Annotated in this window: 11 protein-coding genes; 6 read left to right on the top strand and 5 right to left on the bottom strand. The window is 45.3% G+C overall.

The genetic code is table 11. The annotated features are described in order from the left end of the window. Nucleotides 1-267: 267 nt before the first annotated feature. From F0364_RS19820 to secDF, 3 genes are all read left to right on the top strand, one after another. Nucleotides 268-621, top strand: a complete 354-nt coding sequence (locus F0364_RS19820) for a TVP38/TMEM64 family protein (protein WP_153799540.1) — start codon at nt 268-270, stop codon at nt 619-621. 56 nt (nt 622-677) lie between these two features. Then, on the top strand, nt 678-1157 hold the full coding sequence (locus tag F0364_RS19815; RefSeq protein WP_153799539.1) for an FKBP-type peptidyl-prolyl cis-trans isomerase: 480 nt from the start codon (nt 678-680) through the stop codon (nt 1155-1157). Nucleotides 1158-1410: 253 nt separating this feature from the next. Then, nucleotides 1411-4545, top strand: a complete 3135-nt coding sequence (secDF, locus tag F0364_RS19810; protein ID WP_153799538.1) for a protein translocase subunit SecDF — start codon at nt 1411-1413, stop codon at nt 4543-4545. Between the two features lie 223 nt (nt 4546-4768). Here the strand turns inward: secDF and F0364_RS19805 are convergent, their stop codons facing one another. The 4 genes from F0364_RS19805 to clpB all read right to left on the bottom strand — a co-directional run bounded on the left by F0364_RS19805 (nt 4769) and on the right by clpB (nt 9885). After that, nucleotides 4769-5293, bottom strand: coding sequence for a DinB family protein (locus F0364_RS19805; RefSeq protein WP_153799537.1), 525 nt, complete (start codon nt 5291-5293; stop codon nt 4769-4771). A gap of 114 nt (nt 5294-5407) precedes the next feature. Continuing rightward, entirely contained in the window at nt 5408-6478 is a 1071-nt protein-coding gene (locus F0364_RS19800) for a sterol desaturase family protein (RefSeq protein ID WP_153799536.1), read from the bottom strand. A 145-nt stretch (nt 6479-6623) separates the two neighbouring features. Beyond that, on the bottom strand, nt 6624-7121 hold the full coding sequence (locus F0364_RS19795) for a PEGA domain-containing protein (protein WP_153799535.1): 498 nt from the start codon (nt 7119-7121) through the stop codon (nt 6624-6626). A gap of 145 nt (nt 7122-7266) precedes the next feature. Continuing rightward, complete coding sequence (gene clpB / locus F0364_RS19790; protein ID WP_153799534.1) at nt 7267-9885, bottom strand: ATP-dependent chaperone ClpB; 2619 nt, start codon at nt 9883-9885, stop codon at nt 7267-7269. 324 nt (nt 9886-10209) lie between these two features. Here clpB and F0364_RS19785 point away from each other — a divergent pair, with 324 nt between their 5' ends. Together F0364_RS19785 and F0364_RS19780 are read left to right on the top strand one after the other, a co-directional pair. Continuing rightward, the gene (locus F0364_RS19785; RefSeq protein WP_207632779.1) at nt 10210-11220 is read left to right on the top strand and encodes a serine hydrolase domain-containing protein; all 1011 of its coding nucleotides are present in this window, start codon (nt 10210-10212) and stop codon (nt 11218-11220) included. Between the two features lie 93 nt (nt 11221-11313). Further along, nucleotides 11314-12162 carry a hypothetical protein gene (locus F0364_RS19780; protein WP_153799532.1) on the top strand — a complete coding sequence of 283 codons (849 nt, stop codon included), beginning with the start codon at nt 11314-11316 and terminating at the stop codon, nt 12160-12162. 374 nt (nt 12163-12536) lie between these two features. Here F0364_RS19780 and F0364_RS19775 read toward each other — a convergent pair whose 3' ends face one another. After that, nucleotides 12537-13874 (bottom strand): cryptochrome/photolyase family protein, encoded by a 1338-nt coding sequence (locus tag F0364_RS19775; RefSeq protein WP_153799531.1) that lies wholly within the window; start codon nt 13872-13874, stop codon nt 12537-12539. Between the two features lie 124 nt (nt 13875-13998). Here F0364_RS19775 and F0364_RS19770 point away from each other — a divergent pair, with 124 nt between their 5' ends. After that, the gene (locus tag F0364_RS19770) at nt 13999-14295 is read left to right on the top strand and encodes a YXWGXW repeat-containing protein (RefSeq protein ID WP_153799665.1); all 297 of its coding nucleotides are present in this window, start codon (nt 13999-14001) and stop codon (nt 14293-14295) included. Nucleotides 14296-14427: the final 132 nt, after the last annotated feature.

Raw genomic sequence — 14427 nt, 5'->3', positions numbered from 1 at the left:
AACAGCAAGATACAAAAAGATAGCGTACCGGGTTGATATAGTTCAGTAAGCGTTTTAATATTTGAAAAAAAGGAAATGCCGGCAAAACAATAGATTCATACGACTACCTGCGGAGTTCGGGAAATACAAGCGCAAACTACCCGACACAAAATTGTGCCCGCTGGCGCAAAAAAGAGATGGAGGTGGTTATTGCGGGCAGCAATAATCATGAATCAACTTCTTACATTAAACCGCCAGACTTAATTTGTTACCGCCTACATTTGCGCCATGCTTAGCACCGAAGATGAAAAATTTATTGTGTATTGGGAAGCTTGCCGCAACAATAAAACCCGTATTTTCCGGCAGTTTGTTATAGGGCTGGCTATTGGACTGGCTATTGGCGTTGCCGTTATTGTTTCCACGCTGTCTGGCTGGTACAAACGGGCCACGATGATAGCCAATGCACAGTTTAGCCCTGTTATAATGTTGATTGCCATTGCCGCCATTAGCCTGTTTTGTGCTTTTTTTTACAAAAGATATCGCTGGGAAATGAATGAGCAGCATTACCAGGAGCTATTGGCCAAAAGAAAAAAACAGGAAAACAACTCACAAGCAGCGGAATTTACTCGTAATGGGTCTTGAAACCTGTTTTATACTATTCATTTTACCAGTACGTTATTTTAAAAAGAGAAAAATTCATGAAAAAGACCTTATTTGTATTGCTGGCCGGCGCCCTTGTGTTAAGTTCCTGCCTTAAAAATAACAGCACACCTGCCTGTACAGACCAAAAACCCGAAGTGGAAGAAGCAAGCATGCTTACTTTTGCCTTAACGCAGGGCATGACACCCACGAAGGATACTTTAGGAATTCTCTTCCAGATACTGCAACCAGGTACTACCCCATTAGTAAGCAATACGCTTGATACGGTTAACATCAAATATGAAGGAAAGCTGATGAGTGGAAGTAGTTTCGACAAATCTGACTCAACAGCAGCTATATTGGTTGGCCAGTTTGTATATGGTTTCCAGGCTTCCCTTGCTAAAATCGGGCAAGGCGGAAGGGTAAAAGTGGTAATACCATCCTACATCGCCTATGGTTGCCAGGGCAGCGGACCAATTCCCGCCAACTCTCCTGTATATTTTGATATTACGATACTAAAACTTGGCAAGAAGAGATAAGCAGTTAACCTGCTGAGATACAAAGAAGCATTTTGCCACCTGCTGAGTAGCGTATCCAACCGTACAAGTGAGTGACACAACCAAAGCTTCATAGTAGCTTTCAAAGCCCGGACAATAACAATAAAAAACCGCATAAAAAGGGGGTGAAACCCAGCCCGGGCAAGGCTTTGTCCGGGTTATTTTTTTGCCCTGCTATTTCTCAGCCAATCCCCTATCTTTGCCGCTCACAAAAAATTTGTAAACCCTCAGAAGTATGCAACTTAAAGGTTTGGTGCGTTTCTTTACGATTGCCTTAATATTAATATGTATTTACCAGTTGTCTTTTACATGGTTTGTGCACAGCCATGAAAACAGCATGGAGGAGAAAGCCGCTAAATGGGTAAAAGCCAACTATCCTGCAACGCCTGAAGCCCGCTACCCGGGCAACAAAGAGCTGCAGGAGGCTTATGCCGATACACTGGAACAGGCAGCAGACCAGCGCCTGCGCCGCCTGCTTGACAGTACCAACGACAGCAAGATTGGCCCTTTTGGACTGGTTACCTACCAAACTGCAAAAGACCGCGAACTGAAACTGGGCCTTGACCTGCAGGGCGGTATGAGCGTTACGATGGAAGTAGGCCTTGACGGTTTGCTTAAATCGCTTTCCAATTACACCAAAGACCCTGCCTTTAATACCGCTTTAACTAACGCCATAGCCCGCAAAGCCAACAGCGGTGCAGACCTGATTACACTTTTTAATGAAGAATTTGAAAAGGTGGCAAAAGGCGCCAAATTAGCGCCATTGTTTTCACAACGCAGCAATGGCCGCATTAAAATAGACGCTTCCAATGGCGCGGTTATTAATTACCTGCGTGAACAGGCCACTACTGCCTTTAACAATACAGAACGCATTTTAAGAACCAGGATTGACGCTTTTGGCGTTGCATCCCCCACCATTAACCCTGATGCCGCCAAAGGAAGGATTACCATTGAACTGGCCGGCATTAAAGACCCTGCCAGGGTACGCCGTTACCTGCAATCAACCGCCAACCTGCAGTTTTTTGAACTATACAACATACTCGATATACAGGAAGGCGTACTGGCAGCCAACAAATCTTTGAGCGATTACCTGACCGGCTTTAAAGACACTGCCAAAGCAACCACGCCAGACACTACTGCCATAACACAACAACAAGTAATTGATACCACCAAAACAGCCAGCCTGGGCGGTTTAAATGATACCGGTAAAAAAGCCAACACTGCCGCTGCCGGGCAGGTTGATTCTACCGAAATTAAGTTTAAACAAAACCCACTGCTGAGCCTTATTGGGTTTACGCAGCCGCGTCAGGGCCAGAATGGCCAGATGCAGATACCTTCTGAAATAGCTTACGTACAGGTAAAGGATACAGCAGAAATAAACCGCTACCTGGGCATGGAGCTGGTGAAGAGCAAATTCCCCTCTAACCTGGTGTTTATGTACGGTAAACAGGAAACCGAAGACCCTAAAGCAAAGGGTATCTTAACCCTGTACGCCGTAAAAACACTGGAAAACGGCCAGGCCGAACTGGAAGGTGAACATGTAAGCGACGCCCGCCAGGATTATGATGAAAGAGGCCGTGTTGCCATTAAAATGAACATGGATGCCACCGGTACTACCATTTGGGCAAACATGACAGACAGGAACTCTCCTCAAAAAAATAACGGCGCCGGTAAACCCATTGCCATTGTACTGGATAATATAGTGTATAGCGCCCCATTTGTAAATGGCCCTATACCTAACGGTTCTTCAGAAATTGCCGGTAACTATTCTGTAGCGGAAGCAAAAGACCTTTCCGACATATTACAATCCGGTAAGCTGGATGCGCCCGCCAAAATAGTACAGGAGCAACTGGTAGGCCCCACCCTGGGCCAGGAAGCGGTAAAAGGCGGTTTAATGTCGTTTGTTATTGCCTTTATCGTCATATTCGCTTTAATGCTGGTATACTTTAATACGGCCGGCTGGGTGGCCAATATAGCGCTTATATTAAACCTGCTGTTCACCATAGGTATCCTAAGTGCTTTAGGTTTTACGCTTACCGCTCCCGGCATTGCAGGCCTGGTGTTAACCATTGGCCTGGCGGTAGATACCAACGTAATTATTTTTGAAAGGATTAAAGAGGAACTGTCCAAAGGCAAAAGCTACCAAACTGCGGTGGCTGATGGCTACAAACGTTCTTACGCCCCGGTGCTTGATGCACACGTAACAACCTTACTTACCGCTATTATACTGGCTTACTTTGGCCTGGGCCCTGTACTGGGTTTTGCCACTACTCAAATTATAGGTATCCTGCTCTCCCTGTTCTGCGGTATCCTTGTATCAAGGCTTATTTCAGATATCTACACCAACAAAAACAGGCACTTCGAATACTTTACCGGCATATCCCGGAAAATATTCAAACATGCATCTTTCAAGTTTATTGAGTACAGGAAAGTGGCTTATGGCATTTCTGTTGTGGTGCTTATTTTAGGCATCGCTTCCTTCTTCAATGGTTTTGACGAAGGCGTTGAATTTTCCGGTGGCCGCAGCTACACGGTTAAGTTTAACAAAGACATGACCAATGAAATTACCGCCCTGAACGATGACCTGAAAAAAGTATTTGATGGCGAAAACACTATTATTAAAACCGTAGGCAGCAACGACCAGCTTAACTTAACCACGCCGTACAAGATTCACGAAACAGGCAACTCGGTTGATTCCGCCGTTGAACGTGCCTTGTATACAGGCTTAAAAAATCACCTGCCAGCCGGTGTTTCTTACGAGCAGTTCAGCAAAACTTACAAGCAAAGCTCGCAAACAGTATTGCCTACCATTTCAGACGACCTTAAAAAAGGTGCTACCAAGGCAACCGTATTTGCACTGCTAATTATTTGCCTGTACATTTTTGTACGTTTTAACGACTGGAGATATTCCCTCGGTACAATTGTGGCCCTGCTGCACGACGTATTTGTAACACTCGCTGTTTTCAGCTTCCTTAGGAACGTGGTACCTTTCCCGCTGGAAATAGACCAGCATTTTATCGCTGCGATACTAACGGTAATCGGCTTCTCCATGAACGATACGGTAATTGTATACGACCGTATCCGCGAAGACAGCCGGCTGTATCCCAGCCTTTCTAAAGAGCAAGTAATTAATACGGCCATTAACCAAACATTAAGCCGTACTATCATGACGTCGCTCACCGTGTTCCTAACCATCCTGATACTCTTCATCTTTGGTGGGGAAGTTACACGTGGCTTTGCTTTCGCAATGCTTATCGGCGTGGTTACGGGTACTTATTCTTCTATTTTTGTAGCAGCACCCATACTGGTTGACTTTGCCAAAACCAAACCGCTTGGCAAACCAGAAACCAAGGTTGCTGTAAAAGCATAACAAATACATTCAGTCATAAAGAAAGAGGGCTGCGCTTTGCGCAGCCCTCTTTCTTTATATTCCATACAATTTTGGGGCTTTCATCGTTCAGCTAAGCATTGGGCTGCAGTTCCGGCTTTCCGCTGCAAGTCCTCACCACTCGTTCCTCGTGGTTGCGGGCTTTCCGCTTCAATCCGGCAGCCATTCAACTATAAAACATATCCCAGCTTTTCCCACAGGGTAGTTACTGTGGCTGTTGCGCATCCTTCAATACGGCTACCGTTACCAGCAACTGCCCTACATGCCGCATGGTGTGCTCCGCCGCATGAAATAATAATCCGGCTACGGTAGTAGGTATTTGCTTGCGGCCAATGCCCCGTGCTTCAGCCAGGGTTAGTGCATCTGTTTGCTTTAATTGAAGCACAGCTTCATCCACCTGGCGGCTAAAATTGCTCACCAGCGTAGCGGATTGTATGCCCTCAACCGGCTTACCTTCTGCTTCAAGGCTGGCAAGCTGTTGTGGTGTAAGCATTTCCCCGCGGGCATAGGTAAAAAGCCGGTCAATAACCCCGGCCAGGTGCTGCAGGTGAAACCCCGGCGAAGCAAGGCCAGCCGTCTTTTGCCACAGCAACGTTTCATCAAAGCCCGCCATCAATACTTCTACTTCTTCCCTTGCCTGCAAAAGTGCATGTGCTACCGGCTGCAACAAAGCCGGCACGGCTTCTATAGGGCCGCGCATCCATACTTCCATACGTTTTTCTGCTACCATAGACTTGTAAACTAATGTGTTCACCCTGATTACACTACGGGCTTAAAAGCTAAAAAATACGCTAATAGTTAACTATTAGCCCAACCGCAACAAACCCCTTAAACTAAATTGAAGCTATCGTACTGCTGCCGCATCATTCAGTGCATTGGCAGCCACTTTTTCTTCCTGGTATTTGCTCTTGTTATTGCTACCGTTTTGTTGTTTCTCTTCAGCAAGGGCTTCCTGCCTTAGCATATAGGCCGTTTTGTGGTCACCGGTATGGCTCCATCCCGGCGGCATAAAAATATATTTGAGTTTGTTTTTCAGGCCTGGCGCTTTCACTACATCCTTCCACAAACAGCTAATTTCACCAAAGTACACATCCAGGAAATTATTGGGGTTCATCGGCCTTGTTATACCATATTGAACAGGCACATCCCTTTTCTCCAGTTGGTGGGTTTTAAACAAACGGTCCCAAATGTTTAGCAGGTTACAGAAATTAGTGTCCATATACAACGGGTTACGTGCATGGTGTACCCTGTGATGAGATGGGGTTAAAATGATTTTCTCCATAAAGCCCAGGCGGCCGTTCTTCAGCATGTTTTCGCCTATATGGATAAATGCACCATAAAAACCATCCACGAACATGATAATAAACAACAACGGCGGATTAACGCCCATCAGAATGCAAATAGTGGTACGTATTACATCGGCATAGGGAGCTTCCAGGAAAAAATGCGCATAGGAAACCGAAAGGTTCATGGTTTGTGGCGCATGGTGGGTGGAATGCAGGCACCAGAAAAGCATTACCTTATGCCCGAAATAGTGGTACACAAAATGTGCAAATTCCCAAATAATGTACCCATAGATAAACCAGTACCAGGTAAGCTTTGTTTCAAATATCCTGTACTTTTCAAAAAATCCGATACAAAACCCAACCGCAGCGATAGAAATAAACCTTGATATAAAACGGTTAGCGATAAAAATAAAGAAAGGCATTTTGTAATCTTCAACCTTAAATTTCCGGTAGAACAATGCACGCCCTATTTCTATAAATATCAGCACCGGCATTACGGGCCCTATCGCGTTAAAAACGCCGTTTACCGTACGCAAAGATGAATAGTCATCTTTCTGGTACATTTCAATCAGTGGCCCGAAACCAAAGAAAGAAATAACTTCGTTATACAAAAACTGCAGAATATCCATAGTCAGCAAACGTAGTTTATTGGGTAACAATAAACTGCAATTTAATCCTATAGATTGCAAACAAGCCATAAAAGGATGACATTTCTACTAAACTGATGCCCAGATAACGATTACTTGCGATGGAGTTTAATAAGAATCGAAAGGCTTATTTAACTTCTATCAGATGTTGTTTCCAATTATCCGGAATGTTGTTTTTGTCCAGGATTTTAATTTCAGGGGAAGTGGAAGCTGTAGGGCTAACGGCTGTAAGATTTACATCAACAAATTCTTTATCCAGCTTATACATGGCGCCGGTAGCGGGATCTACAATCAACATACCGATAATACCTCCTATCAATATATTACCCCAATACCAGCCATTTACACGGCACTCGAGATTAATTTTTTTGGTCTCAAAGCCATCCTTGGATAAGACTATGCTGTAAGATTCTTTTGAAAAGAAGCCTGAACCAGATTTTAGCTTTAATGATGCAGGTGTTTTACCTGTGTACACTTCAGCGCCTTTCTTGTTAAAAATGGTAACACTGGCCCCGGATGGTTTGCTGTCTATGGATACAGGCCAGTTACTTTTACTTACTATGCTTGCGCAGCTAAACAATAATAGAGAGATTACCAAAGTAATAAGTACTAAATGGGTACGCATATTTGATTTTTTTTTGCAATGTTAGCATTTTCAAAATCCGCGGATTATTAATTTCAACTTAAACAATAAACAATTGGCGGCGCAATCCTAAATAACACAAAAAATCCCGCCTCATCAGCGGGATTTTTTTTCACTCACACTACACTTAACCCAACTTCACCTTCTCTTCCACTTCGTTCCTGAAAACCACCACCCCATCAAATACATCTACCAGCACAGGGTGGTTACGGTCAATATTTCCTGACAATATCTTCTTACTTAACCCATTTACAATTTCCTTCTGTATCAGCCTTTTCAGCGGCCTCGCACCAAACTGTGGGTCGTAACCATTCTCGCCAAGATAAGCCAGCAGGTAGTCACTAAATTCCAGGTCTATGCCATTTTGCTGTACCAACCGCCTTAACTGTTCAAGCTGTATCTTAACTATATCAAGAATATCCCTCTTTAACAACGGGTGGAACATGATGATTTCATCCACCCTGTTTAAAAATTCCGGGCGTATGGTTTGTCTAAGCAGGCCCATTACCTCCGTCTTTGCTTTCTCCGTAACATCTTCCACATTGTTCTCATTTACGTCTTCAAAGGCTTCCTGTATCAGGTGGCTGCCTATGTTGCTGGTCATGATAACAATGGTATTCTTAAAGTTTACTATGCGGCCTTTACTGTCGGTTAAACGGCCATCATCCAATACCTGCAGCAGCACGTTCCATACGTCAGGGTGGGCTTTTTCAATTTCATCCAGCAATACCACGCTGTAAGGTTTACGGCGCACAGATTCGGTTAACTGGCCGCCTTCATCATAGCCCACATATCCCGGAGGGGCGCCCACCAGCCTGCTTACCGTATGCTTCTCCTGGTATTCACTCATGTCAATCCTCGTCATCATGCCTTCATCATCAAACAGGTATTCCGCAAGGGCTTTTGCCAATTCTGTTTTACCTACACCTGTTGTTCCCAGGAATATAAATGAGCCTATTGGTTTCCGGGGGTCCTGCAAGCCGGCACGGCTCCTGCGGATGGCATCAGCTACTGCTACAATCGCCTCGTCCTGGCCTACTACCCTCTTGTGCAGTTCATCTTCAAGGTTCAGCAACTTTTCACGTTCGCTCTGCAGCATTTTGGTAACGGGTATACCGGTAGCTTTAGCCACATTTTCCGCAATGTCCTCCGCATCCACTTCTTCTTTCATGATGCGCTTATCGCTAATGCCGGCAAGCTCTACAGATAAGTCGTTAATCAGCTTTTCCTGTTCCTTTACTTTACCATAGCGTATCTCGGCCACTTTTCCGTAATCACCGTTCCTTTCAGCCTGCTCTGCTTCCAGTTTCAGTTGTTCAATAGCAGCCTTGGCATTCTGCACTTTTTCCACCAGTTCCTTTTCTTCTTTCCACTTGGCTTTAAACGTATCACGCTCAACGGAGAGATTGGCAATTTCTGTATTCAGTTCCTTCAGTTTGGCTTCATCATTCTCCCGCTTGATAGCTTCACGTTCAATCTCAAGCTGCCTTATCAGTCTTTCCAGCTTGTCCAGTTCTTCGGGCATGGAATTCATTTCCAACCTCAGTTTAGCGGCGCTTTCGTCCACAAGGTCTATAGCCTTGTCAGGTAAAAACCTGTCTGTAATGTAGCGGTGAGACAGCTCAACCGCGGCAATAATAGCTTCATCTTTTATGCGCACATGATGGTGTGTTTCATACCGGTCCTTCAGGCCGCGCAGGATAGAAATAGCGTCTTCTACAGAAGGCTCCTCAATCATCACTTTCTGAAACCGGCGTTCCAGCGCTTTATCTTTTTCAAAAAATTTCTGGTATTCATTCAGTGTAGTGGCGCCTATGGCCCTTAATTCGCCACGGGCTAGCGCAGGCTTCAGAATGTTGGCCGCGTCCATCGCTCCTTCGCCGCCGCCTGCGCCAACCAGCGTATGTATCTCATCTATGAACAGTATAATCTCTCCGTCGCTGGTGCTCACTTCTTTCACCACGCTCTTCAGCCTTTCTTCAAATTCACCTTTGTATTTGGCGCCGGCTATCAACTGCCCCATATCAAGGGCATAGATAATTTTAGACTTCAGGTTTTCCGGCACGTCGCCATTTACGATACGCATGGCCAACCCTTCCGCAATGGCCGTTTTACCTACGCCAGGTTCGCCTACCAGGATGGGGTTGTTTTTAGACCTGCGGGACAGTATATGCAGTGTTCTCCGTATCTCTTCATCACGGCCAATTACCGGGTCAAGCTTACCCTGGCGGCCCATTTCGTTCAGGTTTTTGGAATATTTGTTTAAAGCGTTAAACTGTGTTTCCTGGGTTTGAGACTTGATTGAGTCGCCTTTCCGTAAATCCTTAACGGCCGCTACCAGCCCTTTTTCTGAAAGGCCTGCGTCCTTCAGCAGTTTGGCCGTATTGTCATTGCCCTGCAACAAAGCCAGTAAGAGGTGCTCCGGCGTTACAAATTCATCTCCAAATTGCTTTAATACATTAGCTGCACGCAGCAAGGCATTGTTGGCATCCCTGGATATACTTTGAGCGGGCTCCGTGCCCTGGGCTTTTGGCAAACGGTTAAGCAACTCGTTTAACTTGTTTTCAACCAGGTTTACGGTAACATTATTTTTCTTCAGCAGGTATTCAACGGGTGAATCCTCCTGGTCGAGCAAAGCTTTAAGCAAATGCTCTGTTTCTATATTGGGGTTTCCAGCATTAAATGCCAGTTGCTGGCTTTGCTGTACTACCTCCTGTGCTTTGATAGTATAATTGTTTAAGTTCATAGTTATGTTGTGAATGATGAATGGTGAATATTAATAGCGTCCCGTAGCCCCAAATCGTACGTAACAATGCTACGGAGCGGGATTGATGCCACATGTACTGCAGATAAAGTGATTGCGACGCAAGGGACGATGCCATAAAAAACTGTCGCTGGTATCCAAATACTGCCTACCGCCTACGCAATGCCGGTATCTGCAAACAAAATTTCATACCCCACTTTACCTGTTACTTAAAGCCTTTTTCAAATAACTTTAAACTTGGTTTGCAAATCATAATCCAAGCCGCTTATTCAAGAAATTATGACACAAAAAGCTCATTTCAACTGCATGAAAGTCAGTACTGTAGCGGCTTTCATGCTATTCTTTCAGGTTTTACATGCTCAATACGACTTTAGCCTGCTCGACGCCAAACTGCAGCAAAGCCAAAAGCAACTGGGCGGCAACGTAGTAACGCTTGTTTTTAAGGATGGCAAGCAGGTGTACAAAAAAGAATTGGGCGATTTTAATGCCGCCACACCTGCGCCTATTGCCAGTTGCAGCAAATGGTTAACCGCGGCGCTGGTGATGCAGTTTGTGGATGAAGGCAAACTGTCGCTGGATGATTATGTATCAAAATACATACCCGATATGCAGCAATACGGCAAAGGTTATATTACTATACGCCAATGCCTCTCCCATACCACCGGCATACATAACGACAGGCCATTGGCCAGCCTGATTAAATTAAGCCGCTACCAGACTTTGGAAGAAGAAGTAAAAGATTTTATGAGCAAGCATGAACTGGACGACCCTCCCGGTAAAGCTTTTTATTACAGCAGCATTGGGCTTAACATGGCTGGGCGGGTATTGGAAATAATCGGCAAAAAATCTTTTGACAGGCTGATGCAGGATAAGCTGTTGCGGCCCCTGGGCATGCGCAACACCACTTTTGCCAGCGAAAGAGCAGTAAACCCAAGCGGCGGCGCAAAATCTACCGCGGCAGATTATATGAACTTTTTGCAGATGATACTTAACAAAGGCATGTTTAACGGCAAGCGCATACTTAGCGAAAAATCAATTGAAGAAATGCAGAAAGCACAAACAACGCCTGCGATGATCAAGTATGCACCACCGGCGGCAACTGGTTACAACTATGCGCTGGGCGAGTGGATACTGGAACAGGACAAAGATGGCAAAAGTATCGCCGTATCAAGCCCGGGCCTGTTTGGCACCTGGCCGGTAGTAAACAACCAAAAAGGTTACGCTGCCATTGTTTTTGTAAAAACCATACTTAACGAAACACGAAAAGAGATTTACAGCGATATCTACAAAATTATTGACGACGCTGTAGCAAAGTAACTCATCGCTGTATATACATACATTATTATATTTGCAGCCAGTTCACACCATTACCAACTACTCAAGAAATTAAATATTTAAACTGAGAGTAGTATGCAACACGGTATGGATGTACGCAAGCGCAATTCAAACATTTTATCTTTTCTTAAAAAAATTTCCACTTTTACCGGCTTCTTCTTTTTCAGCAGGTTTGCTGCCTTTGCGCAGCACAACCCCTGGTTTAAGGGCATGTACCTGCAATGGGGTTATAATACAGAATGGTACACCAACAGCACCATCCACTTTAAAGGTGCTGTAAACGGCGTTCCGCACGATTTTAAGGCTTATAATGCCAAAGCCAAAGACCGTACAGACCTTGATGGCCTTTGGAAAAATCCGCTGGCCGTAACGGTTCCGCAATACAATTACCGTATAGGTTTTTATTTAAACAGGCAAAAAACAAAAGCCATAGAATTTAATTTTGACCACACCAAATACATTGTGCAGGATGGCCAGCAACTGCATGTAAAGGGTACGGTGGGCGGCAAATATTTTGATGCCGATACGCTGGTAACTCCCGGCACGCTTTTTCACTTTGAGCATACCAATGGCGCCAATTTTTATCACATTAACTACGTACAGTTCTGGCCGCAAAACAGGCACAACAAAACCAGCGGCTATTTTGTACCCATGATAAAAGCCGGCCTTGGGTTTATGATACCTAAGACGGATGTAACCCTTTTTGGCAAGCGGCTGGATAACAGGTTTCACGTGGCCGGCTATATGGCAAGTGTAGAAGGCGGCGCTAAATACTACCTGTTCAAAAAAATCTTTTTAGAAGCTACCGCCAAAACGGGCTGGGCCAACTACACCAACGCGTTAACAGTAGATGGCGGCAAAGCGCAACATAGTTTTGGTTACCTTGAGCTGATAACCACTTTGGGGTACGATATTAACTGGTGAGTAGTGAGGGGGTGAGTGGTGAGGGGGTGAGTGGTGAGTGCTTCGTACTTGGCTTGACTTTACATCGTTCATCCCACATCTTAACATCTAACATACGTAAGTACTTCGTACTTCACCCTTCGTACTTGTTTTAGGGGGTGCCCCCAAGCTATCGCAAGGGGTCGGGCAGAACTGCGTTCGCAACCTTCGTCAAAGCAACATTCAGTTGCTTTTCCTCGGTTGTGCTATTACTCCGCCGCAAGGCCGGGCTGCGAAGGCCTCAGCGGGGTAACCGCTTCAATCCCTCACCCGTTGGTGTAACACGCTGCAATTTTTGAGGCTGGTTATAAGGCTGGCAAATTCCATATTGATGAACTCACCATCATTTTCTAAAATCAAGCATAATTACCGGCACTCCTGTTTTTATCCTTTTCTTTAGCAGCCTTGCTGTAAACATCCAATGCCCTTTTCCGGGCAAATTCATGCTCAACAACTGGTTTTGCATATTCAAAGCCTTCAAATTCTGGCACCCATTTGCGTACATACTTCAGCTCTTTATCAAATTTTTTCAACTGTGCCTCCGGGCTAAATATCCTGAAGTAGGGCATAGCATCGCAGCCAGTGCCGGCGCTCCATTGCCATCCGCCATTGTTGGCAGCGTAATCGTAATCCAGCAGCTTTTTTGCAAAGTAGGCTTCTCCCCAGCGCCAGTCAATCAACAGGTGCTTGGACAAAAAAGAAGCTACCACCATCCTTACCCTGTTGTGCATAAAACCGGTAGCATTCAACTCCCGCATGCCGGCGTCAACCAACGGGTACCCGGTTTGCCCCTTGCACCATTTTTCAAACTCTGCTGTATTGTTACGCCATTTAAGATGGTCAAATTCCGGGCGGAAAGACTGGTATTGGCGCACATGTGGAAAATGCCAGAGTATCATCTGGTAAAAATCCCGCCATATCAACTCGTTCAGGTAAGTGTCGCTGATATCTTTCGCTTTGGCGGCAAGGCGGCGTATGCTTACAGTTCCAAAACGCAGGTGCACCCCTATGCGGCTGGTGCCGGGTTCTCCGGGAAAATCACGGCGCTCCTTGTAATCTTTCAGCAAATCTGCCCGTACTGTTTTAGAGGGAAAAGATTCACCTGTTTTTTCAAAGCCCATGCTTTCCAGAGAAGGTATCCTGTGGGGCGGCTGGCGGTAAAAATTTCCGGCATATTTTTTTAGGGGGTAACTCTTTAAATAAAAATCGTTGAGGACAGCTTTCCACTTTTTGCTGTAGGGGGTAAACACGGTATAAGGCTGGCCATCATCCTTCAGCACCTCGGCGCCATTAAAAATCACATGGTCTTTGTACAGTTGCAGCGATGCCCCTTTCTTATGCAACAGCTTTTGTACGGCTGCGTCCCTATCTAAAGCGTATTGCTCATAATCTTCGTTGGCAAAAACGGTTTCTATTTCGTAAGTATCTAACAACTCCTCATAAACATTAACTGGTTTACCGTAGTACACTTCAAGGCTGCTGTCATACTTTTTAAGTTCCTCCTGCATTTCAAGCAAAGCCTCCCGTATAAATTCAACACGGCGGTCTTTTTTCTCCTCCAGGTCGTCCAGGATGTTTCTGTCAAAAATAAATACGGGTATTACGGGGTGGGGCGATTTTAAGGCATGATAAAGGGCGGCATTATCATCCAACCTTAGGTCGCGGCGAAACCAGGCAATATTAACTTTCTTCATTGAGATGGTTAACAAAAGAAAACAGGTTTGGTTTTACCCAGGCACTCTTTTATTAAACGTTCAATACCAAGTAAACTTTAGCCGCTGCTGAAAGTCATACGGCAACTATTTAAAACATTACTATATGAATACAGGCAAATTATTCCTGGCTGCCGCATTCCTGCTTGGCATAACATTATCCTCCTGCGCAACACAGTCAAGAGTAGTAGTTAGAGAAAGGCCGGTGGCCAGGGTGGTTGTAGCGCCTCCCCCGCCCTATCCCGGTGCCGTATGGGTTGGCGAAGAGTACATTTGGCGTGGTGGCAGGTACAGGTATGTGGCGCCACACTATGTACGGCCCCGCAGAGCACAGGTTTGGGTACCGGGCCGCTGGAGCCCCGCCCGTGGCGGCTATGTTTGGATTGGCGGAAGGTGGAGATAATGGTAAAGTACGAGTTACGAAGTATGTTTTTATGTACGATGTGAGATGTGTGATGTACGATGTTAAAAAAAAGTACAAAGTTAGAAGTACGAAGTACCCAGACCATCCAGCAACCTGTAACCGTCAACATCT

The sequence above is a fragment of the Foetidibacter luteolus genome, assembly GCF_009650435.1.
Classification (GTDB): domain Bacteria; phylum Bacteroidota; class Bacteroidia; order Chitinophagales; family Chitinophagaceae; genus Foetidibacter; species Foetidibacter luteolus.
Note: the sequence above shows the minus strand (reverse complement) of the source record. Positions and strands in the feature narration are given on the sequence as shown.